This is a genomic window from Lysobacter brunescens (genome assembly GCF_042677005.1).
Lineage (GTDB): Bacteria > Pseudomonadota > Gammaproteobacteria > Xanthomonadales > Xanthomonadaceae > Lysobacter_I > Lysobacter_I brunescens.
Genome location: NZ_JBHTIF010000001.1, coordinates 431586 through 457053, shown reverse-complemented (window position 1 = coordinate 457053; position 25468 = coordinate 431586). Strand labels below are relative to the sequence as shown.

The 25468-nt window shown below is 69.1% G+C and carries 24 protein-coding genes; 11 read left to right on the top strand and 13 right to left on the bottom strand.

What is annotated here, in order from left to right:
• Nucleotides 1-10 precede the first annotated feature (10 nt).
• The 5 genes from ACFQ0E_RS01995 to ACFQ0E_RS01975 form a co-directional block, all read right to left on the bottom strand.
• Complete coding sequence (locus tag ACFQ0E_RS01995; RefSeq protein WP_386822026.1) at nucleotides 11-217, bottom strand: hypothetical protein; 207 nt, start codon at nucleotides 215-217, stop codon at nucleotides 11-13.
• A gap of 297 nt (nucleotides 218-514) precedes the next feature.
• Nucleotides 515-1696: an ABC transporter permease gene (locus tag ACFQ0E_RS01990; protein WP_386822025.1), complete on the bottom strand. Its 1182-nt coding sequence runs from the start codon at nucleotides 1694-1696 to the stop codon at nucleotides 515-517.
• A complete protein-coding gene (locus tag ACFQ0E_RS01985) occupies nucleotides 1693-2937 on the bottom strand; it encodes an ABC transporter permease (RefSeq protein WP_386822024.1) in 1245 nt (414 codons plus the stop codon). The genes ACFQ0E_RS01990 and ACFQ0E_RS01985 overlap by 4 nt, the downstream gene beginning before the upstream one ends.
• A gap of 78 nt (nucleotides 2938-3015) precedes the next feature.
• On the bottom strand, nucleotides 3016-3717 hold the full coding sequence (locus ACFQ0E_RS01980; RefSeq protein ID WP_386822023.1) for an ABC transporter ATP-binding protein: 702 nt from the start codon (nucleotides 3715-3717) through the stop codon (nucleotides 3016-3018).
• 5 nt (nucleotides 3718-3722) lie between these two features.
• Nucleotides 3723-4979, bottom strand: coding sequence for an efflux RND transporter periplasmic adaptor subunit (locus tag ACFQ0E_RS01975; RefSeq protein ID WP_386822022.1), 1257 nt, complete (start codon nucleotides 4977-4979; stop codon nucleotides 3723-3725).
• A gap of 204 nt (nucleotides 4980-5183) precedes the next feature.
• Between ACFQ0E_RS01975 and ACFQ0E_RS01970 the strand changes: the two genes are divergently transcribed.
• The 5 genes from ACFQ0E_RS01970 to ACFQ0E_RS01950 all read left to right on the top strand — a co-directional run bounded on the left by ACFQ0E_RS01970 (nucleotide 5184) and on the right by ACFQ0E_RS01950 (nucleotide 10925).
• Complete coding sequence (locus tag ACFQ0E_RS01970) at nucleotides 5184-6131, top strand: ABC transporter ATP-binding protein (RefSeq protein ID WP_386822021.1); 948 nt, start codon at nucleotides 5184-5186, stop codon at nucleotides 6129-6131.
• Complete coding sequence (locus ACFQ0E_RS01965; protein ID WP_386822020.1) at nucleotides 6131-6901, top strand: ABC transporter permease; 771 nt, start codon at nucleotides 6131-6133, stop codon at nucleotides 6899-6901. The genes ACFQ0E_RS01970 and ACFQ0E_RS01965 overlap by 1 nt, the downstream gene beginning before the upstream one ends.
• Nucleotides 6902-7075: 174 nt before the next feature.
• Nucleotides 7076-8296, top strand: coding sequence for a sensor histidine kinase (locus tag ACFQ0E_RS01960; protein ID WP_386822019.1), 1221 nt, complete (start codon nucleotides 7076-7078; stop codon nucleotides 8294-8296).
• Nucleotides 8293-8895, top strand: a complete 603-nt coding sequence (locus tag ACFQ0E_RS01955) for a response regulator (protein ID WP_386822018.1) — start codon at nucleotides 8293-8295, stop codon at nucleotides 8893-8895. Before ACFQ0E_RS01960 ends, ACFQ0E_RS01955 begins: the two co-directional genes overlap by 4 nt.
• Nucleotides 8896-9053: 158 nt before the next feature.
• Nucleotides 9054-10925 (top strand): CIA30 family protein, encoded by a 1872-nt coding sequence (locus ACFQ0E_RS01950; protein WP_386822017.1) that lies wholly within the window; start codon nucleotides 9054-9056, stop codon nucleotides 10923-10925.
• A gap of 153 nt (nucleotides 10926-11078) precedes the next feature.
• On the opposite strand, the gene ACFQ0E_RS01945 is transcribed toward ACFQ0E_RS01950, so the two are convergent.
• Nucleotides 11079-11852, bottom strand: a complete 774-nt coding sequence (locus tag ACFQ0E_RS01945) for a hypothetical protein (protein ID WP_386822016.1) — start codon at nucleotides 11850-11852, stop codon at nucleotides 11079-11081.
• A gap of 293 nt (nucleotides 11853-12145) precedes the next feature.
• Here ACFQ0E_RS01945 and ACFQ0E_RS01940 point away from each other — a divergent pair, with 293 nt between their 5' ends.
• The 3 genes from ACFQ0E_RS01940 (at nucleotide 12146) to ACFQ0E_RS01930 (ending at nucleotide 17634) form a co-directional block, all read left to right on the top strand.
• A complete protein-coding gene (locus tag ACFQ0E_RS01940; RefSeq protein ID WP_386822015.1) occupies nucleotides 12146-12916 on the top strand; it encodes an ABC transporter ATP-binding protein in 771 nt (256 codons plus the stop codon).
• 253 nt (nucleotides 12917-13169) lie between these two features.
• The gene (locus ACFQ0E_RS01935; RefSeq protein WP_386822014.1) at nucleotides 13170-15677 is read left to right on the top strand and encodes an ABC transporter permease; all 2508 of its coding nucleotides are present in this window, start codon (nucleotides 13170-13172) and stop codon (nucleotides 15675-15677) included.
• A gap of 154 nt (nucleotides 15678-15831) precedes the next feature.
• A complete protein-coding gene (locus ACFQ0E_RS01930) occupies nucleotides 15832-17634 on the top strand; it encodes a hypothetical protein (RefSeq protein WP_386822013.1) in 1803 nt (600 codons plus the stop codon).
• On the opposite strand, the gene ACFQ0E_RS01925 is transcribed toward ACFQ0E_RS01930, so the two are convergent.
• The 3 genes from ACFQ0E_RS01925 to ACFQ0E_RS01915 all read right to left on the bottom strand — a co-directional run bounded on the left by ACFQ0E_RS01925 (nucleotide 17619) and on the right by ACFQ0E_RS01915 (nucleotide 19506).
• Nucleotides 17619-17915: an HNH endonuclease gene (locus ACFQ0E_RS01925; RefSeq protein ID WP_386823999.1), complete on the bottom strand. Its 297-nt coding sequence runs from the start codon at nucleotides 17913-17915 to the stop codon at nucleotides 17619-17621. The two genes, ACFQ0E_RS01930 and ACFQ0E_RS01925, sit on opposite strands and share 16 nt — an antisense overlap.
• 348 nt (nucleotides 17916-18263) lie before the next feature.
• Complete coding sequence (locus tag ACFQ0E_RS01920; protein ID WP_386822012.1) at nucleotides 18264-18932, bottom strand: hypothetical protein; 669 nt, start codon at nucleotides 18930-18932, stop codon at nucleotides 18264-18266.
• A gap of 40 nt (nucleotides 18933-18972) precedes the next feature.
• Nucleotides 18973-19506: an RNA polymerase sigma factor gene (locus ACFQ0E_RS01915; RefSeq protein WP_386823997.1), complete on the bottom strand. Its 534-nt coding sequence runs from the start codon at nucleotides 19504-19506 to the stop codon at nucleotides 18973-18975.
• Nucleotides 19507-19638: 132 nt separating this feature from the next.
• Here ACFQ0E_RS01915 and ACFQ0E_RS01910 point away from each other — a divergent pair, with 132 nt between their 5' ends.
• Genes ACFQ0E_RS01910 through ACFQ0E_RS01900 form a run of 3 tightly spaced genes read left to right on the top strand, consistent with a single transcriptional unit; the run spans nucleotide 19639 to nucleotide 22080 of the window.
• On the top strand, nucleotides 19639-20691 hold the full coding sequence (locus ACFQ0E_RS01910) for a class I SAM-dependent methyltransferase (protein WP_386822011.1): 1053 nt from the start codon (nucleotides 19639-19641) through the stop codon (nucleotides 20689-20691).
• A gap of 13 nt (nucleotides 20692-20704) precedes the next feature.
• Nucleotides 20705-21427, top strand: coding sequence for a pseudouridine synthase (locus tag ACFQ0E_RS01905; protein WP_386823996.1), 723 nt, complete (start codon nucleotides 20705-20707; stop codon nucleotides 21425-21427).
• Nucleotides 21424-22080: an HAD family hydrolase gene (locus ACFQ0E_RS01900; RefSeq protein ID WP_386822010.1), complete on the top strand. Its 657-nt coding sequence runs from the start codon at nucleotides 21424-21426 to the stop codon at nucleotides 22078-22080. The genes ACFQ0E_RS01905 and ACFQ0E_RS01900 overlap by 4 nt, the downstream gene beginning before the upstream one ends.
• Before the next feature lie 522 nt (nucleotides 22081-22602).
• Here the strand turns inward: ACFQ0E_RS01900 and ACFQ0E_RS01895 are convergent.
• The 4 genes from ACFQ0E_RS01895 to ACFQ0E_RS01880 all read right to left on the bottom strand — a co-directional run bounded on the left by ACFQ0E_RS01895 (nucleotide 22603) and on the right by ACFQ0E_RS01880 (nucleotide 25409).
• On the bottom strand, nucleotides 22603-23067 hold the full coding sequence (locus tag ACFQ0E_RS01895; protein WP_386822009.1) for a hypothetical protein: 465 nt from the start codon (nucleotides 23065-23067) through the stop codon (nucleotides 22603-22605).
• Nucleotides 23058-23633 (bottom strand): DUF1415 domain-containing protein, encoded by a 576-nt coding sequence (locus ACFQ0E_RS01890; RefSeq protein ID WP_386822008.1) that lies wholly within the window; start codon nucleotides 23631-23633, stop codon nucleotides 23058-23060. The genes ACFQ0E_RS01895 and ACFQ0E_RS01890 overlap by 10 nt, the downstream gene beginning before the upstream one ends.
• A gap of 4 nt (nucleotides 23634-23637) precedes the next feature.
• The gene (locus ACFQ0E_RS01885; protein ID WP_137853417.1) at nucleotides 23638-24120 is read right to left on the bottom strand and encodes a YajQ family cyclic di-GMP-binding protein; all 483 of its coding nucleotides are present in this window, start codon (nucleotides 24118-24120) and stop codon (nucleotides 23638-23640) included.
• A 242-nt stretch (nucleotides 24121-24362) separates the two neighbouring features.
• Complete coding sequence (locus ACFQ0E_RS01880) at nucleotides 24363-25409, bottom strand: OmpA family protein (RefSeq protein WP_386822007.1); 1047 nt, start codon at nucleotides 25407-25409, stop codon at nucleotides 24363-24365.
• Between the last annotated feature and the right edge of the window lie 59 nt (nucleotides 25410-25468).

The following is a 25468-nucleotide window of genomic DNA, read 5'->3' as shown; positions in this document are numbered from 1 at the left end:
GGCGGTGCGATCAGCGGCGGCCCATGCGATGCGATTCGAGCTTCCCGTCGCGATAGCGCAGCTCGTAGTACTCCTCATCGACGCCGTAGCCGGCGATGCCGAGTTCGTACTGGTCGACGCCGGCCTGGGTGTCGCTGTGATCGGGTTCGCCGAGCAGCTTGACGACCTCGTCGCGGCTCATGCCGGCGTGGAGGACCTTGTCGAGGGCCGGGAGCATGCCCCCGCGGCGATTGTCGCTGGCGGCGGCGCCGCGCTGCGATTTCCAGGCGTCCGAATCGAATGAAGAAGAATGTTCCATGGCGCAGGCCGAGAGTGAGAAGGTGAGGGCGAGAAGCAGGGCGCATGCCGGTGCATGCAGGCGTGGCCCGGGGCCGGGCGGTGGCGCGGACGGTTCCATATCCATGAGTCACGCGGGGAGAGGGGGATTCCGGCCGAACGTAGCACGGTGCCGCGACGGGGATGAAGACAGCCGGGGCAGGCCTTCATCCCCGGTTGTCGTTCCGCCGACGAGCGGTCAGCCCGCGCGCAGGGCCTCGGTCACCGGAATCCGCGCGGCGCGGATCGCGGGGGCGAGGCCGCCGATGAAGCCGATGCCCAGCGCGAGCGTGACCCCGAGCAGCACCAGCCCGGGCGTGACCGCGAACTGGAACGCGACCTGGGTGAAGCCGCCGCCGAGGGTGGACACCGCGTAGCCGTTGAAGGCGAGGTACGCGATGACCGCGCCGAGCACGCCGCCGCACAGCGAGAGCAGCAGCGATTCGGCCATGACCGAGGCGACGACCGGCAGGGCGCCGAAGCCCAGCGCGCGCAGCGTGCCGATCTCGCGGGTGCGCGCCGACACGGCGGAGTACATCGTGTTCAGCGCGCCGAAGGTGGCGCCGAGGGCCATGATGACGGCGACGATGGTGGCGAGGAAGCCGATGACGCTGGTCAGGCCTTCCGACTGCCCGCTGTAGTAGTCGCGCTGGCTGCGCACGTCGACATCGAGCTGCGGGTCGGCGACCAGGCGGGCCTTCATCGGCTCGACATCATTGGCGCTGCGCAGCTGCGCGAGCAGCGAAGACACGCCGGCACGGCCGAAGGCGCTCTGCAGCGTGTCGCGATCGGTCCACAGCTCCGAGTCGTAGGCATCGCCGCTGCGGAAGTGGCCGACGATCGTCCAGGTGCCGCCACGGAAGCGCAGCTGGTTGCCGATGGCCAGGCCCTCGAACTGTCTCGCGGCGCCGTCGCCCACGATGATTTCCTGCACGCCGGGACGGAAGCGGCGGCCTTCCACCAGGGTGAAGTCCGGGCGCAGCCGGAAACTGGTCGGTTCGACGCCGCGCAGGGTGACGTTCGCGCCGGTGCTCTGCCCGGGGCGCGGGACTTCGGTGATGACGATCAGTTCGCCGGCCGCCAGGGGCAGGCCGTCGCTGCCGCGCGCGATGGCGCGGTCCTGCTTGATCAGGGTCATCGAGGCGATCGCGAGGAAGCTGGACAATTCGCCCTGCGAACCTCCTCGGGTGATCACCGCCTGGTCGTCCCGGCCGTTGCCGCCGAGGGTCTGTTTCAGGCCGGTGGACATCGACAGCAGTGCGACCAGCACGCCGACCACGCCGGCGATGCCGATCACGATCACCAGCGAGGGCGCGAGGCGCTCGGGGATCGAGCGCAGGTTGAGCATGACGATTTCGCGCGTCTGCGTCAGGATGCTCATGCCGCTTCCTCCTCTTCCGTGCGGCGGCCGAAGAGTCGGGTCAGGGCGTCCAGGCCGCGATGCAGCAGGCGCTCCAGCGGCGAATCGTCGCCGCGCCCGGCGAGCGCATCGACGATCTTCAGGCGTTTCGCGGTCAGTGCGGGCGGCATGCCGATCATCACCGTCAGCACCAGCACGCTGATGCCGGCGATGATCCACACGCGGAGGTCGGTGGTGATCGGGAATTCCGGTGGCAGCAGCAGGGTCAGCGCGCTGGCCAGCAACATGCCCGCGAGCGCGCCGAGCAGGCACAGCGCGAAGGCTTCGGCCAGCACCAGCCACATCACCTGCCGATCGGTGAAGCCCAGGCACTTGAGCACGGCCAGTTCCGGGATGCGTTCGCGTACGGCCTGCGACATCGACACGCCGGTCAGGAACAGGATCGAGAAGAACACGGCGGCGGTGATCAGGTTGACGATGGCGCCGATGTCGCCGAACTGGCGGGCGAAGCCGAGCTGGAACTCCTGTTCGCTCTGGGTTTTGGTCTCGTCGGAGGAGTTGTCGAACTTGGCGTCGATTTCGGCGGCGATGCGCGCGGCTTCGTTGGGATCGGCGATGCGCACGGCGAAGATGCCGGCGAGTCCGCGCGCGGCGGCGCTGCGGCCTTCGTCGAACTGGCCGTAGTTGAGGTACATGACGTTGGCGCGTTCGTCCCACTCTTCGTCGCGGCCTTCGAAGATGCCGACCACGCGCCATTCCCAGGTGCGCGAGCCATCGGCCTTGGTCCAGATGAAGGAGTTCAGCGGGATGATGTCGCCGACCTTCCAGCCGTTCGTCTCGGCGAGATTGCGGCCGACGATGGCGCCATCGCGGGTCGAGATGAACTGGCGCCAGCCGTCCTCGGCCATGACCCATTCGGGATAGGTGTCGCGCAGGCGCTGCGGGTTCACCGCGAACTGCGGGAAGAAGCCGCGTCCGTCCTGGTACACGCCGCCGAAGAACTGCGAGTGCATCACCGATTCGACGCCGGGCACGGCCTCGATCTGCGGCATCAGGCGCATCGGCAGCGGCTGGGTGAACGAGGTCGAGGCCTGGGTGATCAGCCGGTTGGCGCCGAGGAAGTCCGCCGCGCCACCGAACAGCGAGTTCACCGCCTGCAGCAGGCCGAGCAGGGTGAAGGCCATCAGCAGCGCGAGCAGCGTGAGGCCGGTGCGCAGTTTCCTGCGCAGCAGCCCGGAGAGCACCAGTCCGACGTATTTCATGCGTGCTTCTCTCCCTCCCCCGCATGGCGGGGGAGGGTTGGGGTGGGGGCGAAGCAATGCGCGGGTATGGGATTCACTTTAGTGATGCCCCGGGTCGTCGACCAGACGACCCTTGTCAAGGTGCACCGTGCGCCGTGCGTACTCGGCGGCCTTCGGGTCGTGGGTGACCATCACGATGGTCTTGCCGTAGTCGCGATTGAGCGTCTGCATCAGCGTGAGCACTTCGTCGGCGGTCTTGCGGTCGAGGTCGCCGGTGGGTTCGTCGCAGATCAGCAGCAGCGGGTCGGAGACGAGCGCACGCGCAATCGCGACGCGCTGCTGCTGGCCGCCGGACAGCTCGTTCGGCTTGTGCCGCGCGCGGTCGCCCAGGCCGACCAGGTCCAGCGCGATCTTCGCGCGCTTCGCGCGTTCGCCGCTGCCCATGTCGGTGAGCAGCAGCGGTAGCTCGACGTTCTTCTGCGCGGTGAGCACCGGCATCAGGTTGTAGCTCTGGAAGATGAAGCCGACGGTGTCGGCGCGCCACGCGGCCAGCGCATCGGCGGGCAGGTCCTCGATCGCCACGCCGTTCACCAGCAGCCGGCCGTCGCTGGGTGTGTCCAGCCCGCCGATGATGTTCAGCAGGGTGGTCTTGCCCGAGCCGGATGGGCCCATCAGCGCGACGAAGTCGCCGCGCGGGATGTCCAGGTCGATGCCGTGCAGCACCGGCACCAGCTGCTTGCCGCGCGTGTAGATCTTGGTCAGCGCGCGGATTTCGACCAGCGGTCGGGTCGCATCGTCCATGGCGGTCACTTCGCGGCCTTGGCCTTCGGGTCGGCGACGACCACGCGCTGCCCGTCCTGGATCTTCGAGGCGTCGTCGACGATGCGTTCGCCGGCCTTGAGGCCGGAGGTGATGCGGCGGTCGCTGTCGCGGGCTTCGCCCAGCGCGACTTCGCGCGCCTGCGCCTTGTCGCCATCGATCGCGAACACCGTGCCGCGCGTGGCCTTCGCCGCGGTTTCGCCCTCGGCGAGGCGGATCGAACGCGAGGGCACCCACACGCCGGTCGGCTTCGGCGCGCCGGGCACGGCCTTTTCGAGGAAGCTCACGCGCACGCCCATGTCGGGCACGATCTTCGCGTCGCGCAGCTTCAGTGCGATGCGCACCTTGACCGTGGCCTTGCTGCGGTCGGCGGCGGGGATGATCGCGATGACCTCGGCCGGGATCTTCCAGTCCGGATAGGCGTTGAGCACCGCTTCGACCGGCATGCCCGGCTTCACGCGGCCGATGTAGGCCTCGTTGACGTCGACCTCGATCTCCAGCGAGTCCATGTCGACGATGGTGCCGATGCCGGTGCGGGTGAAGCCGCCGCCGGCGGAGATCGGCGAGACGATTTCGCCGGGCTGCGCGGCCTTGGCGGTGATGACGCCGGCGAATGGTGCGCGGACGATGGTGTTGTCGACGCCGATCGCGGCGACGTCGCGCTGGCGGCCGGCGACATCGGCGCCGCGCCGCGCGCTGACCAGCGAGGCGCGCAGGGCGTCGCGCTGGGCAACGGCCTGGTCGTACTGCTGGCGCGAGACCAGCTTGTCCTTCACCAGCGACGACAGCCGGCGCGCGCTGGCTTCGGCTTCGACCAGCTGCGCCTCGACCTGGGCGATCTGGCTCTGCGAGGCCGCGAGCTGGGCGTCGGCGAGCGCGCGCTGGGCATCGGCGTCGATCGGATCGAGCGTGGCCAGCACCTGGCCGGCCTCGACGCGCTGGCCTTCCTCGATCAGCACCTCGCGCACGCGGCCGGTGGTCTTGCTGGACACCGTGGCGATGCGCCGGGCGACGATGAAGCCGGAGGCGTCGAGCAGCGAGGCGTTGGCCGGGTCGGCGGCGTCGCGGGCGACGGCGGCCTGCACCTCGACCGGGCGGTTCATCGACATCACCGCCAGGCCGGCGATGACGACGACCAGGCCGCCCACCACCCAGGGCCAGCGCTTGCGGCGCGGCTTGCGCGCGCCTTGGCTGCGGTCGATGCGGAGCTGGGACAGCGGGTCGGCGGGGGTGGGGGTGCTCATGGCGATCCGTGGCAAGGCGGGAAGGGTGGGGCGCGGTCGCAGTCTGACGAAGCCGACGGCGCGCCGGATGCAGTGGAGGCCAGCATATCGGGCCGACCTCGCCCGCGTCAGGTGACGTTTGTCACCTCCGATGGCTGACGCCCGCGACTGCCGGCCGGGCCGGGCGATGTCGAGACTGTGCCCATCCCGACACCAGGACCGGTCATGTCACCCCAATCCCTCCCGTCCCTCCCGTCCCCTGCGACCGTCCCGCTGGCCCGCCTGCACGGCGTGCGCAAGGCCTACCGTACGCTCACCGCGCTCGATGGCGTCGGCTTTTCGATCCGCCGCGGCGAGGTGCTGTCGGTGCTCGGCGCCAACGGCGCCGGCAAGAGCACGTCGATCGCGGTGCTGCTGGGCCTGGTCGCCGCCGATGCCGGCGAGGCCGAGGTGCTCGGCCTGCCCCCCGGCGATATCGCCGCGCGCAGGCGCATCGGGGTGATGCTGCAATCGGCCGGCATTCCCGAGAACGCGCTGGTGGGCGAACTGCTCGACCTCACCCGCAGCTACTACCCGCGCCCGCGCAGCGTGGCCGATTGCGTGGCGATGGCTGGCCTCGACGGGCTGATGGACCGCCGCTACGGCCAGCTCTCGGGCGGGCAGCAGCGCCGCGTGCAGTTCGCGCTGGCGATCTGCGGCAGCCCGGAACTGCTGTTCCTCGACGAACCGACCACCGGGCTGGACATCGATGCGCGCCAGCGCATGTGGGCGACGATCCGCGAGCTGGTCGCCGGCGGCACCGGCGTGCTGCTGACCACGCATTACCTGGAAGAGGCCGAGGCGCTGGCCGATCGTGTCGTCGTGCTCGATCGCGGCCGCGTGGTCGCCGATGGCGCGATGGACGAGGTCCGCGCGCGCGTCTCGCAGCGGCGCATCCGCTGCCTGTCCGCGCTCGACGTCGCACGTGTCGGCACCTGGCCCGGCGTGCGCGCCGCCAGCCGCGACGGCGCGCGCATCGAGGTCGTCGCCGACGCCGCCGAGGACGTGGTCCGCCGCCTCCTCGCAGAAGATGCCGCGCTCACCGAACTGGACATCCGCCGCGCCGGCCTGGCCGACGCCTTCCTCGAACTCACCCGCGACACCGACCGCAACACCGACCGTGAGGCCGCCTGATGAACACCACGACCGCACTCGATCTCCCAGGCGTCCCGCATTCGCCGCTGCGCAGCTACGCGCTCGAAGCCTGGTACGAATGGCGGCGCCTGCTGCGCACCCCGTCGTACGTGATCCCGACCCTGCTGTTCCCGGCGCTGTTCTACGTGCTGTTCGGGCTGGTGCTCAACAAGGGGCGGGGCGATGCAGCGCAATATCTGCTCGCCACCTACGGCGTGTTCGGCGCGATGGGCGCCGGCCTGTTCGGCTTCGGCGTGACTGTCGCGATCGAACGCGAACAGGGCCTGCTGACCTACAAGCGCGCGCTGCCGATGCCGCCGGGTGCCTATCTGGTCGCGAAGATGGTCACTGCCGTGCTGTTCGCCTCGGCGATCTTCGCGCTGCTCGCGGTGCTGGCCGCGTCGTTCGGCGGCGTGTCGCTGTCGGTCGCGCAATGGCTGCTGCTCGCCCTGGTCTGCGCGCTCGGCGTGCTGCCGTTCTGCGCGATCGGCCTGTTCATCGGCACGCTGGTCGGCGGACAGGGCGCGCCGGCGGTGGTGAACATGCTGTTCCTGCCCATGGCCTTCCTGTCCGGCCTGTGGCTGCCGCTGAAGCTGCTGCCGTCATGGATCGCCGGCATGGCCCCGGTGTGGCCGGCCTATCACCACGCGCAGATCGCGCTGAAGGTGATCGGCCTGGACGGCGGCGGCCTGCTCGCGGTGCACATCGGCGTGCTGATCGGCATCACCGTGCTGTTCGCCGCGCTGGCACGGCGCAGGCTCGCGGGTTGATGCCAGATCCTGTCATCCCGAGCCGAAGGCGAGGGACCTGCTTGAAAAGCGAATCTGCGGACGCGCATCAAAAACAGGTTCCTCGCCACAGGCCCGGAATGACAGAATCATGAATCGACCGCAGTTGTCTGAATGACCCTGACGCCCTCTCGCAACATCCTCCAAGAACCTTCCATGTCCAGATCCCTCATGCCCCTGCTGCTGCGCTGGCGCAACCGACTGGTGCCCGATTCGCTGGGGCTGGGCTGGATGCCGGTGTTCACGCTCGGCTACCTGCTGTTCCTCTTCGTGCCGTTCGTGGTGGGCTGGCTGGCCGACACGCGCGGCAGCTGGGTTGGTGAGCCGGCCGAAGTGCTCGGCCCGACTCTGCTGTCGATCGTGGTGTTCCTACCGCTGTACTTCGCCTCGTTCCGCTTCGAGGGCGCCGCGCGCCCGGTGTGCATGCTCGCGATCGCCGCTGTCGGCTATGCGCTGATCCCGGTCAATCCGTTCGGCAACACCTACATCATCTATGCCGTGGCGATCGCCGCCGGGGTCGGGCGTTCGCTGTGGCCGCGCGTGGCCTGGGCCTTCCTGATCCTCGCCGGCATGCTGGTGGAAACCCTGGTCCTGCGCATCCCGCCGTTCGTGTTCGTGATCACCCTGCTGGTCGGGCTGGGCGCGTTCTTCGGGCAGTACCAGTTCATCGAGAACCTGCGCAAGCGCGCCGAACTCAAGCTCAGCCACGACGAAGTGCGCCGCCTGGCCACGGTGGCCGAGCGCGAGCGCATCGGCCGCGACCTGCACGACCTGCTCGGCCACACGCTGTCGCTTGTCGCGTTGAAGAGCGACCTGGCCGGCAAGCTGCTGGCGCGCGGCGAAGGCGACGACGCCCGCGCCGCCGAGGCCCGCGCCGCCGCGCAGCGCGAGATCGCCGAGGTCAGCCGCGTCGCGCGCGAAGCCCTGGCCCAGGTGCGTTCGGCGGTGACCGGCATCCGCGCCGCCGGCATCGCGGCGGAACTGGTGTCGGCGAAACTCCTGCTCGAAACCGACGGCGTCACCTTCGCCTCGCAGATAGATCCGCGCTGGCTGGAAGGCGGCGCGCTGCGGGCCGAGGTTGAGACCGCGCTGGCGATGACCGTGCGCGAAGCAGTGACCAACATCCAGCGCCACGCCCGCGCGCGCAAGGCGAGTGTCGAACTCGAAACGATCGGTGGCGACGCGGTGCTGCGCATCGACGACGACGGGCGCGGCAGCGACATCGTCCCGGGCAACGGCCTCGGCGGCATGCGCGAGCGGATCGAGGCACTCGGCGGACGCCTGCGCATCGACTCGCGACGTGGCGAAGGCACGCGCATCGAGGCGCGGCTGCCGCTGCAGGCCGGCCATGACGTGGCCATGGCGGTGAACGCATGATCCGCATCCTGCTCGCCGAAGACCAGGCGATGGTGCGCGGCGCGCTGACCGCGCTGCTGTCGCTGGAAACCGACATCGAGGTGCTCGGCGCAGCGCCCGATGGCGAAAGCGCCTGGCGCGAGGTGCAGCGCCTCAAGCCCGACCTGCTGGTCACCGACATCGAGATGCCCGGCCTCAGCGGCCTGGAACTCGCGCAGCGCATCCAGCGCCACGAGTTGCCGACCAAGGTGGTGATCGTGACCACCTTCGCCCGCGCCGGTTTCCTGCGCCGCGCGCTGGATGCCGGCGTCTCCGGCTACCTGCTCAAGGACGCGCCGGCCGAGGACCTCGCCGAAGCCCTGCGCAAGGTGCATCGCGGCGGTCGCGCGATCGATGCCCAGCTCGCGCTGGAAGCCTGGTCCGAACCCGATCCGCTCAACGACCGCGAGCGCCAGGTGCTGCGCCTGGCTGGCGAGGGCCTGTCCGCCGGCGAGATCGCGACGCAGCTGAGCCTGTCGCAGGGCACGGTGCGCAACTATCTGTCCGAGGCCATCGGCAAGCTCGGCGTCGGCAACCGCATCGAGGCGTACCGGCTGGCGCGGCAGAAGGGGTGGCTCTGATGCCGCCCGACCGTCCCGATTCCGGATAGCCGCCCGGTCCGATCCCGCCCGGCCCCGTCCCCTCTCGTTCCGATCCCGCATGCGGCCGGTCACATCGGCCGCACTGGATCGTCCTGTCCCTCCATCGCCCACGCGGTCCCCCACCAAGGAGTCCACCCATGTCCCTGTCCACCCCTTCCCGCCGGCTGCCGTTCGCGGCCGCCACCGCCATCGCGGTCGCGATCGCGGCCTCGCTCTCCGGTGGCTCGCAGGCCGCCTCGCCGATGCGCGACAACGACCCGGCCAACGACGTGCTGATCGACAACGTCCGCGTGTTCGACGGCAGTCGCGTGCTGTCCAACACCCGCGTGCTGGTCATCGATGGCCGCATCGTCGACATCGGCGGCAAGGCCGCCGCGCCCGCTGGCGTGACCCGCGTCGACGGCAGCGGCAAGACCCTGTATCCGGGCCTGATCGACGCGCACGCGCACAGCTGGGGCGAAGCCCGCACCGATGCGCTGCGTTTCGGTGTCACTGCCGAACTCGACATGCTGGGCGACTGGAACCGCTTGCCAGACCTCAAGCGCGAGCGCGAATCCCTGGCACGCACGCAGCAGGCCGACCTGTGGAGCGCGGGCGCTGCCGTCACCGCGCCCGGCGGCCACGGCACGCAGTACGGCATGAAGGTGCCGGCGCTGGACAAGGACGGCGATCCCGCTGCCTTCGTCGCCGGCCGCATCGCCGAAGGTTCCGACTACATCAAGATCATCCTCGAAGACTTCAGCGCGCACAGCGAGACGCGACGCATCCCGACGATCACCCACGCGCAGGCGAAGGAGGCGATCGACGCCGCGCATGCCGGCAAGCGCCTCGCCGTGGTCCACGTCTCGCGCATGCGCGACGGCACCGCCGCGATCGAGGCCGGTGCCGACGGCCTCGTGCACATCTTCGGCGAACCCGCCGACGCGGCCTTCGTCGCCGCCGCGAAGCGCCGCAAGGCGTTCGTCATCCCGACGCTGTCGGTGCTCGGCACCATGGCGCAGGCCGGCGAAGGTGCGAAGCTCGTCGACGACGGCAAGCTCTCGCCGTGGCTGACGAAGGAACAGCGCGACAGCCTGAAGGCGACCTTCGGCGCGGGCGATCCGCACCCGGCGGTGCTCGCCGACGCCATCGCCAACGTGCGCGCGCTGCACGCGGCCGGCGTCGACGTGCTTGCCGGCACCGACGCCGGCAATCCCGGCACCGCGCACGGCGTGAGCATGCACGGCGAACTGGAACTGCTGACCCGCGCCGGCCTTTCGCCGAGCGAAGCCCTCGCTGCGGCGACCTCGGTGCCTGCGCGTCGTTTCGATCTCGCCGATCGCGGCCGCATCGCGCCGGGCCTGCGCGCCGACCTCGTGCTGGTCGAAGGCGATCCGACCACCGACATCCGCGCCAGCCGCGCGATCGTGACGGTGTGGAAGAACGGCTACGCGGTCGAGCGCACGCGCCCGGTCGCCGGCGAGGCCGCGAGCCCGGCCGGCGAAGCGCTGCCGGCGCAGACCGTGCTGTCGGATTTCGATGCGGACGCTGCAGGCAACGCGCCGGGCATGGTCCCCGCGAACTTCGGTGCCGGCTGGATGCCGACCACCGACAGGATGGCCGGTGGCGCATCGACCGGACAGATCCGCCGCATCGCCGGTGGCGCCAACGGCAGCGCCGGTGCGCTGGAAGTGAGCGGCGAAATCAAGCCCGGCTTCGCCTTCCCGTGGTCCGGCGCGATGGTGTTCCCGTCGAAGGTGCCGATGCAGCTCGCCGACTTGTCCTCGCGCAAGGACCTGGTCTTTCGCGTCCGCGGCGACGGCCGCCGCTACGCACTGATGCTGTTCCACGGCAACCAGCAGATGCCGAGCATGCAGATGTTCGAAACCACCGCCGACTGGACCGAAGTCCGCGTGCCCTTGAAGAACTTCCCCGGCGCCGACCTCAGCCGCGTGCGCGGCCTGGCCTTCACCGCCGGCAATCCCGTGGGCGCGTTCGCCTTCGTGCTGGATGATGTGCGGATCGAGTGAGGGTTTTGACAGCGTGCGTCCTTCCTCTGCGTGCAGAAGGCAGGACGCACTGCTTTCGCAGGAGCGCCGCGAGTCGCGACGCTCCTTGATTCGAGCATTGTGAAGCGTGAAAGCGTCGCGACTTGCGTCGCTCCTGCGAGATCGGCAGGTCGCTCAACGCTTGCCCTTCACGCACGCCCGCAGGGCGTCACGTGCGGCGTGGCCGCCGTGCCATTCGATCTTCATCACCGGCTGGCCCTTGATCGAGAGTTCGAAGGGCTGGCGGTCGACCATCGTTTCCAGCGCGGCATCGATGGTGGGCACGGTGAAGGCGATGGCGCCGGCGGTGCCGCCGGGCAGGGTGTAGTTGAGCGCCTTCACGGTCTGCACCGGACCGTCGAACTGGTTGAGCGAGACGGAGATCGTGGCGACCTTGTCGGGCTTCGGCACATCCAGTCCCCAGAAGACCAGCATCGCGCCGGTGTATTCGCCGCCGGGGCCGGCCACCGCGACCGCACCGTCGAGATTGGCGAACATCGCGACGCAGCCCTGGCCGGGGCGCGGCGTCGCGCTGGCCTGGAAGTGGTCCCAGAAGCCCTCGCGGTAGCGCTTGTATTTCGGGTCGCGCTGCAGCGCGGCCTGCTGCTCCATGTTCGCGACCATCGCGGTGAGCGCCGACAGGCTGGCGTCGATGCGCAGGCGCATCGGGTCCGGCGCGGGGGTGTGCTGTTGCGGCGCGTCTTCTTCTCCGCCGTTGCCCTGATCCCCGTACGCGCACAGCGGAATCGCGGCGATGCCGTGCGAGCCGCCGGTCACGCCGATCTGGCGGTCTCCGGGCCCCGGCCCGTTGGGGCAGGGATAGGTGTCGGCGAGCGCGAGGCCGGGCAGGGCCAGTGACGCGAGGGCTGCGAGCAACGCGAGCGGGCGGCGGATCGGGTGTCGAGTCATGACGGCTGGGGCGGAGGGGGTGTGGGCAGGGTAGCGGTTCGCATGCGCCGACGGCAGGTCAGGTGTTGAGGTCGGCGAAGGTGCCGGTGTCGTCGGAAGCGAGGCGCGCGATGTGGAAAGGGGTGTTGTCCAAGGTGCGCCTCCGGCGGGGGATGCCCGGATGGTCGCCCGCCGCCGCTGCATCCGCCACCCCGTCCCGCCCGTCCATGCCATCAGTTGGGTCCCGGCGGGCTTGCGTCCCCGGGGCCTTCGCCCAATATCCCCAGTTCGACCCCTGCCCCCGGAAGCTCCCCATGACCTTGACCCCCGAGGCCGCCACGCCGCCGTCCGACGACGCCACCCCCGCCGGGGCCAAGCCTGCCGGAGCCACGCCTGCAGGAGCTCCGGGGTCCGCGCCGCCCGCGCTGCGGGTGGAGGGGCTGGGCAAGCGGGTCCGGCTGCCTTCGGGCGAGCTGACCATCCTCGACGGGGTCGGCTTCGACATCGCCCGGGGCGAGAGCGTGGCCATCGTCGGCGCCTCGGGCTCGGGCAAGAGCACGCTGCTCGCGCTGATGGCCGGGCTCGACACCCCCAGCGACGGCCGCGTCCTGCTCGACGGCGCGCCGCTGTCGACCCTCGACGAGGACGGCCGGGCCAAGGTGCGCGGCGAGAAGGTCGGCTTCGTGTTCCAGAGCTTCCAGCTGCTGCCGTCCCTGACCGCGCTGGAGAACGTGATGCTGCCGCTGGAGCTGCGCGGCGACGCCGATGTCGAGGGCCCGGCGCGCGAGATCCTGCGCCGCGTCGGCCTGGGCGAGCGCCTCAACCACTATCCGCGCCAGCTGTCCGGCGGCGAGCAGCAGCGCGTGGCGCTGGCCCGCGCCTTCGTCACCCGGCCGTCGCTGCTGTTCGCGGACGAACCCACCGGCAACCTCGACACCCGCACCGGGCAGGCGATCATCGAACTGCTGTTCGGCCTGAACGCCGACGCCGGCACCACGCTGGTGCTGGTCACCCATGACGACCATCTCGCCGAGCGCTGCGACCGCGTGCTGCGCCTGGACAGCGGGCGGCTGGTGTCGGCATGAGCATGGTGTCCAGCGCAGAAGCAAATCCCCCCGCCGACCGCTGCGCGGCCGTCGGCCCCCTTTTGCAAAGGGGGCGACAGCGGAGGCGCTCGAAGAATTCGATATCGCGAGCGATGGCGACGACCGGCCTGCAGCAGAAAGGTCGCAGCGATGCTTTCTCCCTGTTCCAGATCGGTGCCGATGCTTTCCCCCCTTTGAAAAAGGGGGGCAGGGGGGATTTGCCTTTCGTGACTGAAACGACAGGAGGCCGCGCATGAGGCTCTTCTCCCTCGCCTGGCGCCAGCTGCGGCGCGACCTGGCGGCCGGCGACATCCGCATCCTCGTCGCCGCGCTGGTGCTGGCGGTGGTCGCGGTGAGCGCGGTCGGGTTCGTCACCGATCGGGCCGAACGCATGCTCGCCAGCGAAGCCAATCGCCTGCTCGGCGGTGATGCGGTGGTGCGCGGCGACGCGCCGATCGCCGGTCGCATCCGCGAGGCCGCGAACCTCGGTGGCCTCAAGCGCACCGAAACCGTGGAGATGCCGACCATGGTGCGCGTCGGCGCCGGCGAAGCCGCACGCCTGAAATTGGGCGAACTGCGCGCGCTGGGCGACGGCTTTCCGCTGCGCGGCGGTTTCCGCATCCGCGATGCGCGTGGCGAGCGCGACGTCGTCGGTGGACCGGCCGCCGGCACGCTCTGGCTCAGTCGTGCGGGTGCCGACCAGCTGGATGCGAAGCCGGGCGACCGCATCGGCATCGGCGAGCGCGAGTTCACACTCGCGGCGGTGGTGCTGCAGGAACCCGACGGCGCCATCGACTATTTCAACGTCGCGCCGAAAGTCTTCCTGCCGCTGTCCGACCTGCCTTCGACCGGCCTGATCCAGCCCGGCAGCCGCGCCGGCTACAAGCTCGTGATCGCCGGCGAGCCCGCTGCCGTCGAATCGTTCGTGAAGACCGCCAAGGCCGCGATCGGTCGCGGCCAGCGCCTGGAAACCATCGCCGATGCGCGCCCGGAGATCCGCTCCGCGCTCGATCGCGCCAGCCGCTTCCTCGGCCTCGCCGCGCTGGTGTCGGTGGTGCTCGCGGCGGTGGCGGTGGCGATGGCCGCGCGCCGGCACAGCGAACGCCATCTGTCCGGCGCGGCGGTGATGCGCTGCCTCGGTGCGAGCCAGCGCACGCTGGCCGCGATCCACATCGGCGAGCTGCTGATCCTCGGCGTGCTCGCCAGCGGCATCGGCGTCGCCATCGCCTATGCGCTGCAATGGGGCATCGGCTTGTGGCTGGCCGATCTGCTGAAGGTCTCGATCCCGCCGGCCAGCCTCGCCCCTGCGCTGCAGGGCCTCGGCGTCGGCCTGGTCGTGCTGCTGTCCTTCGGTGCGCCGCCGGTGCTGGCGCTGCGTCGCGTGCCCGCGCTGCGCGTGCTGCGCCGCGACCTCGATGTCGCCGAGCCCAGCGCCTGGCTGGTCGCGCTGGCCGGCTTCTCCGGCCTCGGCGCGCTGCTGTGGTGGCAGGCCGGCTCGGCCACGCTCGGCGCCGTGATGCTGCTGGGCATCGTCGCCACGCTGGCCGCGTTGGCGTCGATCGCCTGGGCGCTGATCCTCGTCGTGCGCCGCGCGCGTTCGCGGCTGCGCGGCAGCCTGCGCTACGGCCTGGCGAACGTGAGCCGTCGCGCCGGCACCAGCATCGCCCAGGTGTCCGCGCTCGGCCTCGGCCTGATGGCGCTGCTGCTGCTGACCTTCGTGCGCACCGACCTGATCGACCGCTGGCGGTTGTCGCTGTCCGACGAGGCGCCGAACCGCTTCATCGTCAACGTGCAGCCCGACCAGATGACCGGCGTGCGCGACTTCCTCACCGAGCAGGGCATCGCCGCGCCGACGCTGTATCCGATGATCCGCGGCCGCCTGGTCGAGCACAACGGCAAGCCGGTGACCGGCGCGCAGTACGCGGAAGACGGCGAACGCGCGCGTCGCCTCGCCGAACGCGAGTTCAATCTGTCCACCGCCGAGAGCCTCGGCGACGACAACCAGGTCACCGCAGGCAAGCTGTGGCCGGCGAAGCGGCTGGCGAAACCGGAGCTGTCGGTCGAGGAGGAGTTCGCCGCACGCCTGAAATGGAAGATCGGCGACCGCGTCGCCTTCGACATCGCCGGCCAGCGCTTCGAAGCCACGATCACCAGCTTCCGCAAGGTCGAATGGGAAAGCTTCAAGCCGAACTTCTTCGTCGTCGCCTCGCCGGGTGCGCTCGAAGGCTATTCTGGCAGCTACATCACCGCCGTGAAGGTGCCGCCCACGCGTCCGCGCTTCACCGCCCAACTGGTCGAACGCTATCCCAACCTCACCGTGATCGACGTCGATGCGATCCTGACCCAGGTGCGCAGCATCGGCGACCAGGTCGCACGCGTGGTGCAGGTGGTGTTCTGGTTCTCGCTGGCGGCCGGCGTGCTGGTGCTGCTTGCTGCAGTGAGCGCCAGCCAGGACGAGCGCCTGCGCGAAGGCGGCGTGATGCGCGCCCTCGGCGGCAGCCGCCGCCAGCTGCGCCTGGCGCAGGCCTCGGAATTCGCGGCCATCGGTCTGCTGTCCGGCGTGGTCGCGGCGGTGGCCGCATCGGTGCTCGCGGGCGTGGTCGCGACCCAGGTCTTCGACCTGCCCTGGGAAGCGGACTGGGGCATGGCCGCCACCGGTGCCGCCATCGGCATTGCGGCTGCGCTGGTCGCCGGCCTGTTCGCCACGCGCCGCGTGCTGGACGCGCCGCCGTCGATCACCCTGCGCGAGCTCGACGCCTGAGCGACGGCGTGATGTCGCGATGACCCCGCACTGAATCCGGGCGCCGTTCGCGGCGTCCGGGCCCCGCTTCGTGTCGCGATTCACTGTCGAGGCGAGGCCGGGGCTGCTAAGTTGCCACGCGGGGGATCCGCCATGTCGTGAAGGGAGATCGGAGATGTCGCGGGCTCGTCCATCCTGTGCCGCCTGGCTGGCGGTGTTGCTGTCGATCGCGGGCCTCGTGTCGCCCGTCCATGCGCAGACCCAGAACGCCACCACGCCCGGCGCCACCACGGCGCCGTATCCGACCCTGCAGTCGCTGACCCTCGAATGGGCGATCGGCGGCGACAGCAACCGCAACGGCGTGGTCAACGTGCGCTACCGCGCGCAGGGCGAGACGCTGTGGCGCGCGGCGATGCCCTTGCGGCGCATCCCGGCGGGACTGAACCAGGGATTCCAATGGGCCAACCGGCACTCCGGCAGCCTGTTCGACCTGCGCCCGGGCACGACCTACGAGATCGAACTGTCGCTGTCCGACCCCGACGGCGGGCAGGAGACCCGTGTCATCACCGCGACCACGCGCAGCGTGCCCCGGCCGGCGACCGATGCGGTGATCAAGCCGGTCACGCCCGGCGACCTGACGGTGAACATCGCGAATGCGCAACCCGGCGACATCCTGCTGCTCGGCCCGGGGACGTATCCGGGTTTCGTGTTCGGTCGCGACGGCACCGCCGCGCGGCCGATCGTGATCCGCGGCCAGCCCGGCGCGGTGATCGAAGGCGAACTGGGCATGTTCAACCGGAGCCATGTGCATCTTGAATCGCTCACGGTCAACGGCCGCATCCGCTTCAACGCTTCGAACCACATCAGCATCACCCGGTGCACGGTGAGCGCCAGCGCCACGCAGTTCAGCGGCGACGGCATCGTCAGCTACCTGCGCGCGGAGAACGCCTACATCGCCGACAACGTGGTCAACGGCACCACGCCATGGCGGGAAGACGCGTTCGGTGCGAGCGGCATCAATCGCGGCGAAGGCATCCTGGTGACGGGGCCCGGGCACGTGATCGCGCACAACCGCGTCAGCGGCTTCCGCGACAACATCTCGCTGCTCGAAGACGGCGAAGCGCGCGAGCAGTACAGCATCGACATCATCGGCAACGAACTGGGCGAGGCCGCCGACGATGCCATCGAAGCCGATTTCTGCTTCCACAATTGCCGGATCCTGCGCAATCGCGTCACCAACGCCTTCATTGCCTTCTCCTCGCAGCCCGGCCTCGGCGGCCCGACCTACTTCGTCCGCAACGTCGCGTACAACGTGCCGCACGTGGCGTTCAAGCTGTATCGCGGCAGCAGCGGCGACGTGCTGCTGCACAACACCATCGTCAAGGCCGGCGATGCCTTCGGCCTGTATCCCGGCGTCGGCGTGTCGCGCCTGCTCACCCGCAACAATCTGTTCCTCGGCGGTTTCCCCGGCACGTACAACGGCTTCGACAACGGCACCGGCGCGGTGCTGGCCATCGCCGACCTCGTGGTCGACGGATCGAGCCTCGACTTCGACGCCTTCGGCTCCGAGACCGGTCGCTTCGAGGGCCGCTTCGCCACGACCAGCTTCAGCTCGCTGGCCTCGCTGCGCGGTCTGACCACCGAGGTGCACGCTGTGCAGGCCTCGCGTGCGGTGTTCGCCAAGGCCATCGCCGCACCGTCCTCGCCGCTGACCCGCTACGCACCGCAGGACCTGCGTCCTGCGCGCGGCAGCGTGCTCGATGCCGGCCAGGTCATTCCGAACATCAACGACGGTTTCCTCGACGTGGCGCCGGACATCGGCGCCCATGAAGCCGGCAGCGACCTGCCGGAATATGGTCCGCGCAGGCCGCGATTCGTCAGTCGTCCACTGCCGCCGCTGCAACGGCCGGTCGGAGGTGCGCAGGGTGGGAAGCCGTTGCCGCGCGTGACGAGGCAGCGACTTCAACTGGGGCATTGATGGAGTGGCATCAGCCGCAACACCCTTGTGCTGTGCCACTTTCCGTTCCTGCAACGCCTTTGCACCCTGGACCGATACTCTTCAGGGGACTTCGGTCTTGGTGCCTGATGCCTGCGCCTGTTGCAGACATGGTGTGCGGCGACGATGTTTTCGGGTGAATCTCCACCGCCATCCCTTCTGGCATGAAGATGTTCAGCGGTTGCGAGCAGGGCGCGAGCTTCTCGCGCCTTCAGTCCATGCGCTCTGGCGAACGACTGGAGTTCTTCAGGCGATGCGGCCATGGGGAGATTGCAGTAGAAGCACAGGCCTTGCTGTGCGTCGAAGGCGCGGGCGCGGATATTGCGGATGGACATGTTGGACTCCCTCGCAGGCGAGACCCGGGCAGTCCGAACGACCCACGATAGACGCAGGCATCGGAGGCCCGAGGAATCTCCTACGAGGCGCCATCACCCGATAACGGGATGAGGCTGAGGATCATGGGTCACGGTGCAGCGGTTATCGCCACCCTTCAATGGGTCTGCCTCCGCTGTCGGGGCAGGCGCTGATCCTCACGACGCGAATTTATCGACAGGCAACGATGTGCGCAAGCTCGCCCACTCAAGCCTCTGACAAGCGGCGCAGTGCACGCCTCACTCCGCCATGAACCGCTTCAACTCGTCGAGCTGCGCCTGCGCGCGGCGCAGGCTGCCGCCGGCGGCGCCGTCGTCCATGCGCTTCGCGAGGGCTTCGCGTCCCGGGCGATGCAGCCAGTGGTGGAAGACCAGCGTGCCGAACAGACCGATCGTGCCGCCGGCAAGGCACAGCCACAGCCACATCGGGATGTCGGTTGCGCTGCCACCGGCCTTCATCGCCTGCAGTGCGGCGATGGCGAACAGCGGCACCACCCACAGCACCCACCATGGCAGGCCGACCACCATGCCGCTGATGAGATAGGCCCTGCGCATGCGCAGCAGGCGATGCTGCACCTCGACCACAGGCAGGCTGGCGTCGATCTTCGCGATGTGGCCGAGCATCACGCCCGAGGCGATGATCGCGGCGATACCGTAGACGTGGCTGATGATGCCGGCGACGAACAGCGGCATCGTGACGCCATGCCCGATACGCCACATCCACACACCAAGCACCACGAAGCCGAGGCCGAACGCCATCTGCACCAGCTGGCCCCAGAACAGCGGGCGTAGCGTCTTGCCGATGCCGCGCAGTTTCGATTCGCGATACTGCTGCAATTGCAGCGTGTTCTGCCGCTGGAGCTGGCGGTCCAGCGACTGCCAGGCCTGCTTGAGATCGTCGAGTTCCATGGTCGTGTCCATCATGTCGTGTGTCGCCTCGTGGGGGAGGTCAGGAAAGATCGGAAGCCGTCGACGTGTTGTCGGACAGCTGTTCACGGATGCGTTGCTTGAGCCGGTTGAGCTTGGTCGAGACGTTGCTTTCGCTGAGGCCCAGCACCTCGGCGATCTCGCGTTGGCTGCGTTCGTCCAGCCACAGCATCAGCAGCGCGCGATCCAGCGGCGGCTGGCTGTCGATCACCGCATACAGCGCGGCGATGCGTTCGTCTTGTTCGTGCGCCGTGCTGTGGTCGTCCACCGACAGGCTCGGGTGCGGATCGTGGGGCTCGTCCAGCGGCACGTGAGATGCGCGCTGTCCGGCGCTGCGCACGTGCGAGATCGCCACGTTCAGCGCGATCCGGTACATCCAGGTCGAGAAGCTGCGTTCGCTGTCATAGCCGGGCCAGGCACGCCACAGCTGCGCGGCGATCTCCTGGACGAGGTCCTGCCGGTCGTCGGGGTGCCGGCAATAGGTACTCGCGACCTTGAACACGATGCCGCGATGGGCGTCGAGCAGGTCGGCGAAGCGCTGGCGGGCGGCATCCATGGCGTGGGCGGTGGCGATCACGGCGAGCGGGTCTGTCGTGGCGGGGATGCTCACATGATTCGCGGCGGGGCGGGAAACCTCACAGCCGGCATTACAATGCGCGGATGCCCGCTCCGCAGAAGTCCCGCCGCCATGGCCGCTGACCACGGCGATCCCGCCCTCGACATCCTCTGCCTGCCGTTCGACACCGACGTGCTGGCGTGGCCGCAGGCCGGTGGCGCCCTGTTTCTCAGGGCACGCGCTGGCGTGGCCCTGCGCACAGCGACCCGGCCGAGGCTGATCTGCGAGCAGAGCTTCCGGCCCGCCGCCGATGCCCTGGAACGCGACGGCTGGACGGTCCGCGATGCGAGCGTCGACCGGAACACGCACTACCCGTTGGTGCTGGCGCTGCCGCCGCGCCAGCGCGACGAGGCCCGAGCCCTGTTCGCACGCGCGGTCGCGCAGTGCGCACCGGGCGGCACCATCGTCGCCTGCATGGCCAACGATGAAGGCGCGAAGTCAGGCGAATCCGATCTCAAGGCGCTGTGCGGCCTCTCCGGCAACCTGTCGAAGCAGCACTGCCGTGTGTTCTGGTCGACGCCCGATCCCGCGCGCATCGACGCCGACCTGCTGTCGCGCTGGTCCGCGCTGGATGCGCCGCGCATGCTGATGCCCGACACCGATGACGCCTTCGTTTCCCGGCCCGGCGTGTTCGCCTGGGATCGCATCGACGCCGCGTCCGCACTGCTGGTCGCGCACTTGCCCGACGATCTGGCCGGTCGCGCCGCAGACCTTGGCGCGGGCTGGGGCTATCTCTCTCGCGCGTTGCTGCGGCACTGCCCGGGCATCGTTTCGCTCGATCTGTACGAAGCCGAGGCGCGTGCGCTCGATCTGGCAAGGACCAATCTCGCAGAGGCGCAGGTGCCGGTCGACTTCCATTGGCACGACGTGACGACTGGCCTGCCGCAGCGCTACGACGTGATCGTCAGCAATCCGCCGTTCCACGCGCAGGGCCGCGCCGATCGCCCCGACATCGGTCGCGCGTTCATCGCCGCTGCGGCCGATGCACTGAATCGGCGCGGACGACTCTGGCTGGTCGCCAACCGCCATCTTCCCTACGAACAGGTCCTCGACGCGCGGTTCGCCAGTGTACGCACCGTGGCGCAGGCCGACGGCTTCAAGATCATCGAAGCCATCAAACAATGAGTACCGCATGGCCGTGAAAATCCTCAAGCGCATCGCCAACCTCGGCTACGGCAGCCGCAAGCAGGTGATGGCGCTGTTCCGCGAAGGCCGCATCACCGATGCCGATGGCGAAGTGCTGTACGCCGACGACGAGCTGGACGTGCATGCGGCGCACGAGTCGATCCGCGTCGACGGCGAACCGCTCGATCCCGCGCCCGGCCTGCTGCTGATGCTGCACAAGCCGGTCGGCGTGACCTGTTCGAGCAAGGACCAGGGCCGGCTGGTCTACGACCTGCTGCCGTCGCGCTTCAAGCTGCGCGATCCGGTGCTGTCGACCGTGGGCCGGCTCGATCGCGAGACCAGCGGCCTGCTGCTGCTGACCGACGATGGCGTGCTGCTGCACCGGATCATCTCGCCGAAGGCGAAGGTGCCGAAGGTCTACGAGGCGACCCTCGCGCGGCCGTTGAACGGCGACGAGGCCGCGATCTTCGCCAGCGGCACGCTGATGCTGGAATCGGAGCAGACGCCGCTGTTGCCCGCCGAACTCGACGTGCTCGACGCGCAGCGCGTGCGGCTCACCCTGCACGAAGGCCGCTACCACCAGGTGCGGCGGATGTTCGCGGCGGTCGGCAACCACGTGGAAGCGCTGCATCGATCGCAGGTAGGCGGACTGACCCTGGGCGACCTGCCGGACGGGCAGTGGCGCATCCTCGACGACGCGGGCCGCGCCGCGCTCTTTGCCGGAGCGACGGCATGAGCCCGGTCGATTTCGTTCCCGAAGCGGTGCTGTTCGACATGGATGGCCTCATGCTCGACAGCGAGCGCGCGATCATCGACTGCTGGCGCGAGGCCGCCATTGACCTGCAGGTCGAGGTCGACGACGACCTGTGGTTCCGCATGATCGGCATGCACGAGAAGGATTACGTGCCGCTGATGCTGCGCACGATGCACGAGGACCAGGTGCGCGCGCTGCGCGAAGCCTGCTACGTGCGTTACCACCAGCGCATCGAGGACGGCATCCCGCTGCATGCGTACGTGCGCGACGTGCTTGCTGACCTGCAGGCGCGTGCGGTGCCGCGCGCCGTGGTCACGTCCACGCAGCGCCTGCGCGCGGATCGCAAGCTCGCCACCAGCGGCATCGCCTCGTTCTTCGAGATCGTGGTCACCGGCAGCGACGTCACCGAACCCAAGCCCGCGCCCGAGGGTTATCTCAAGGCCGCCGCTGCACTCGGCGTCGATCCCGCCCGCTGCGTGGTCTTCGAGGACTCCGCGTTCGGCGTGCGCGCGGCATTGGCGGCAGGCATGACCCCGATCCAGGTGCCGGATCTGATCGAACCCGATGACGCGACACGCGCGCTGGGGCATCGGATCGTGGCGGATCTTGCCGAGGCGTATGCGTTGATTCGATAGGTTGCGATTCATCCTGAGCTATCCCCAGTTTTTCTCTCGATGGATCATCGACTTAGGTCAGCGAATCCTTGCCTGTCATCCCGAGCCGAAGGCGAGGGACCTGCTTGTTGCTTCTTCAAAGCAGTCGGAAGGATTTTCCGCCGACCCAGTGTTTCGCTCGCTGTCGCGAGCGAGCCACCTTTCTTTGCTTGTGCAAAGAAAGAGTGGCCCAAAGAAAGCACACCCCGTCGGTTGCGCCCGGCGCTGCGCGCCGGGTCCACGGGCTTCGCGGGGTTTTTCGACAAGACGTCCGTGTCTTGTCGAAAAACGCGCGGCGTCCTGCCGCGCGCCCTGCGGGCCTGATCCGCGAAACCCGTCGCAACCAGGGGCCCCGGTAGATCAAGATCAAAACCGGCGGTAGCTGACGGATTGTTTGGCGAACGAAGGATCCCGAGGGTTTCTGCAAAAAACCGGGGATAGCTCAGGATTCATCGCATCGCTTCAAGACGCCTCGCGAATAAAAGCGGTGCGATGAATCGCCCCCTATGGCGCATTCACGCGATGCGGCGGCTGCCGATGCAGGGCTCGTTCGAGCGCCTGGAACTCGCGTTCATCGGCCCAGACATTCGCGCCGTTGATGGTGTAGTCGTCGTGGGTCGCGACCAGGAGGCGACCGTTGTCCTGCGGAACGCCGCCGCAGCTGTCGACGACGAGCACGCCGTCCGGTGGCGCCTTGCCGCGATGCACGCGCACATCGGCGACATGCACGACCACGTGATACGGCGGCTGCGATCGCGTGCTGGATTCGTCGTGAATCGTCGCGACCACCCGCGCCGTGAAGATGTTCGTGTAGGTGGGCATCGCCAGCCGTTCCTGCCATGCGCGGCTGCGATAGTCCGCATCGCGCTCGCCGTGCAATTGGGACGGCGGCGGCATGGGGCTGCAGGCGGCCGCATCGATGCAGGCCGTGGCGAGCAGGCAGGTCACGACCAGGCGAGTCATGCGCATGGCGTTGCCTCGTCGTCGAGCAATCGGCGCAAGCCGTCCAGTCCGAGCCTCTCCATCGTCTCCAGATTGCGCTGCACGATCGCGTCCGGATCGGGATACGCGGCGACCGCGCGATCGAGGCTGTCTTCGCGCAGCAGGTGCAGGGTCGGGTAGGGCGCGCGGTTGGTGCCGTTGCCGGGGTCGTCCGGATCGGTGTCGGCGAACTGGTACTGCGGATGGAAGCTCGCAACCTGCAGCACGCCGTCGAGGTCCAGCGCCTCGATCAGCGCGTCGACGCGGTCGAGGAAGTCGTTGTAGTCGAGGAAATCGCCCAGCACGCGCGGATGCACCAGCAGCGTGGTGTCGACTTCCTCGGCCGGCGTGTCGCGCAGGCGCAGCAGCTCCTCCGCCAGTTCCTCCAGCAGATCGTCCTCCAGCTCGGCATCGCTGAGCACGAAGCGGACCTGCTGCTTCACATGCACCGCCTTGGCGAACGGGCACAGGTTCAGGCCGATCACCGCGCGTTCCAGCCAGCGGCGGGTGGCGGCGAGTTCGGGGGCGTCGTCGTTGCGATCCGGGTCCTGCATCGGATCAGTCGCGGAAATTGTCGAACTGCAGCGGCTGCTCGAAGGTCTGGGCGCGGAGCAGGGCCATGGTGGCCTGCAGGTCGTCGCGCTTCTTGCCGGTGACGCGCAGCTTGTCGCCGTTGATCTGCGAGTCGACCTTGAGCTTGGCGTCCTTGATCGCGGCCTGGATCTTCTTCGCCAGTTCGCGTTCGATGCCCTGCTTGACCGTGACCTTCTGGCGCGCGCCGGCGAGGTTGGTCTCGACATCGCCGAAGTCGAGGCAGCGCGCGTCAATACCGCGTGCGATCAGTCGCGCGCGCAGGATCTCGGTCATCTGCTGCAGCTGGAACTCGCTGGGCGCCGACTGGTTGATCAGCTTGTCTTCCAGCACGAACTTGGCATCGACGTTCTTGAAGTCGAAGCGGTTGGACAACTCGCGGTTGGCCTGGTCGACGGCGTTGGTCAGTTCGTGGACGTTGACTTCGGAGACGATGTCGAAGGAGGGCATGGCGGCAGCGGTGTGGGTCGGGGGTGCACAGGGTAACCGATCGGCTTTCCTGACCGATTCAAGGCTCGCGTCTGGACCGAGCCCCCTTTGGAAAAGGGGGCGGCGGGCGCGAAGCGGCCGCGGGGGATTTGCGACCGATCGCCGTTCACGACGGTTCAGGCGCAACACTTGCGTTCGCAAATCCCCCCGCCACGCTTTGCGTGTCGCCCCCCTCGCAAACGGGGCTTTCTGAAACACGCGGCTCAGCGCTTCACCAGCTCCACGCGGCGGTTCTTCGCCCGGCCGTCCTCGGTGCCGTTGTCGGCGATGGGCTTGTCCTGGCCGAAGCCCTTCGAGCTGAGCCGCGCCGGGTCGATGCCCAGGCCGACCAGCGCGCCGAGCACGCTGCGCGCGCGGGCCGTGGACAGCTGCAGGTTGTGCGCGGCGGCGCCGGTGTTGTCTGTATGCCCCTCGATCGACAGCTTCAGCGTGGCGTCGCCGTCGAGCAGCTTGCCGATCTCGTCGATCACCGGCTGCGCGTCGGGGCGCAGGGTGGCCTTGTCGGTGTCGAAGTTGATGTACAGCGCGACGCGGCCGTCCTTGTCGATGGCCTGCTTCATCGCGGCGGCATCGAGAAAGCCCAGCGACTGCTTCATGCCGGCCTTTTCGAGCACCACGACATGGCCGTGCAGCGGGAAGGATCCGGTGCTGACGTCGATCCACCACTCCTTGCCGCCCTGGCGGAGCAGGTAGATGTCGTGCGGAGAGTCGGGATTCATCGGCGCCGCATGGTTGACCTTCTCCAGCGCGTCACGGCCGCCGGCGGCCTCCATCACCTCGTAGGTGTAGCCGGTGGTGTTGATCTTCTTGCCGCCCAGCGCCTGGATGGCGTTCTCGTAGTTGCGGCGGAATTCGATGTCGCTGTACTTGCGGCCGTCTCCGGCGAGGTTGAAGCGGTCGTGGAAGATCCGTCCTTCCACCGCCACGGCCTTGCTGCCGGCGATGAAGAAGTGACGGTCGAAGTTCACGTGTTTGTCCTTCTCGTCGAAGGTGCTGGTCAGCCCTTCGGGAATGTCGAAGAACGGGAACGGCGGCAGCACGGCGGTGCTCTCGGGCACGCTGGCCGGGTCGAAATCCGCAGCCGGCGCGGCGACCGGCGCTTCGGGCGCGGGTGCCGCCGGCGCGGTCGGGGCCGCCACGGGAGCGGGCGGTGCGGGCTCGGCCGGAGCCTCGCGGTTGCACGCCGACAGCCACAGGGCGGACGACAGCAGGCAGAGCAGGGGCAGTGCGCGGGCGGTGTTCGGCGTCATGTGCGGTCTCGGGAAGCGGGATGGATGTCGCCCGGGCAAACGTCGAAAACACCGTCTCC

Bases quoted from the DNA above. Each gene is read 5' to 3' on its own strand.
- ACFQ0E_RS01995 (WP_386822026.1), bottom strand. From the start codon at position 217: ATGCTCCCGGCCCTCGACAAGGTCCTCCACGCCGGCATGAGCCGCGAC.
- ACFQ0E_RS01990 (WP_386822025.1), bottom strand. From the start codon at position 1,696: ATGAGCATCCTGACGCAGACGCGCGAAATCGTCATGCTCAACCTGCGC.
- ACFQ0E_RS01985 (WP_386822024.1), bottom strand. From the start codon at position 2,937: ATGAAATACGTCGGACTGGTGCTCTCCGGGCTGCTGCGCAGGAAACTG.
- ACFQ0E_RS01980 (WP_386822023.1), bottom strand. From the start codon at position 3,717: ATGGACGATGCGACCCGACCGCTGGTCGAAATCCGCGCGCTGACCAAG.
- ACFQ0E_RS01975 (WP_386822022.1), bottom strand. From the start codon at position 4,979: ATGAGCACCCCCACCCCCGCCGACCCGCTGTCCCAGCTCCGCATCGAC.
- ACFQ0E_RS01970 (WP_386822021.1), top strand. From the start codon at position 5,184: ATGTCACCCCAATCCCTCCCGTCCCTCCCGTCCCCTGCGACCGTCCCG.
- ACFQ0E_RS01965 (WP_386822020.1), top strand. From the start codon at position 6,131: ATGAACACCACGACCGCACTCGATCTCCCAGGCGTCCCGCATTCGCCG.
- ACFQ0E_RS01960 (WP_386822019.1), top strand. From the start codon at position 7,076: ATGTCCAGATCCCTCATGCCCCTGCTGCTGCGCTGGCGCAACCGACTG.
- ACFQ0E_RS01955 (WP_386822018.1), top strand. From the start codon at position 8,293: ATGATCCGCATCCTGCTCGCCGAAGACCAGGCGATGGTGCGCGGCGCG.
- ACFQ0E_RS01950 (WP_386822017.1), top strand. From the start codon at position 9,054: ATGTCCCTGTCCACCCCTTCCCGCCGGCTGCCGTTCGCGGCCGCCACC.
- ACFQ0E_RS01945 (WP_386822016.1), bottom strand. From the start codon at position 11,852: ATGACTCGACACCCGATCCGCCGCCCGCTCGCGTTGCTCGCAGCCCTC.
- ACFQ0E_RS01940 (WP_386822015.1), top strand. From the start codon at position 12,146: ATGACCTTGACCCCCGAGGCCGCCACGCCGCCGTCCGACGACGCCACC.
- ACFQ0E_RS01935 (WP_386822014.1), top strand. From the start codon at position 13,170: ATGAGGCTCTTCTCCCTCGCCTGGCGCCAGCTGCGGCGCGACCTGGCG.
- ACFQ0E_RS01930 (WP_386822013.1), top strand. From the start codon at position 15,832: ATGTCGCGGGCTCGTCCATCCTGTGCCGCCTGGCTGGCGGTGTTGCTG.
- ACFQ0E_RS01925 (WP_386823999.1), bottom strand. From the start codon at position 17,915: ATGGCCGCATCGCCTGAAGAACTCCAGTCGTTCGCCAGAGCGCATGGA.
- ACFQ0E_RS01920 (WP_386822012.1), bottom strand. From the start codon at position 18,932: ATGGAACTCGACGATCTCAAGCAGGCCTGGCAGTCGCTGGACCGCCAG.
- ACFQ0E_RS01915 (WP_386823997.1), bottom strand. From the start codon at position 19,506: ATGGATGCCGCCCGCCAGCGCTTCGCCGACCTGCTCGACGCCCATCGC.
- ACFQ0E_RS01910 (WP_386822011.1), top strand. From the start codon at position 19,639: ATGGCCGCTGACCACGGCGATCCCGCCCTCGACATCCTCTGCCTGCCG.
- ACFQ0E_RS01900 (WP_386822010.1), top strand. From the start codon at position 21,424: ATGAGCCCGGTCGATTTCGTTCCCGAAGCGGTGCTGTTCGACATGGAT.
- ACFQ0E_RS01895 (WP_386822009.1), bottom strand. From the start codon at position 23,067: ATGCGCATGACTCGCCTGGTCGTGACCTGCCTGCTCGCCACGGCCTGC.
- ACFQ0E_RS01890 (WP_386822008.1), bottom strand. From the start codon at position 23,633: ATGCAGGACCCGGATCGCAACGACGACGCCCCCGAACTCGCCGCCACC.
- ACFQ0E_RS01885 (WP_137853417.1), bottom strand. From the start codon at position 24,120: ATGCCCTCCTTCGACATCGTCTCCGAAGTCAACGTCCACGAACTGACC.
- ACFQ0E_RS01880 (WP_386822007.1), bottom strand. From the start codon at position 25,409: ATGACGCCGAACACCGCCCGCGCACTGCCCCTGCTCTGCCTGCTGTCG.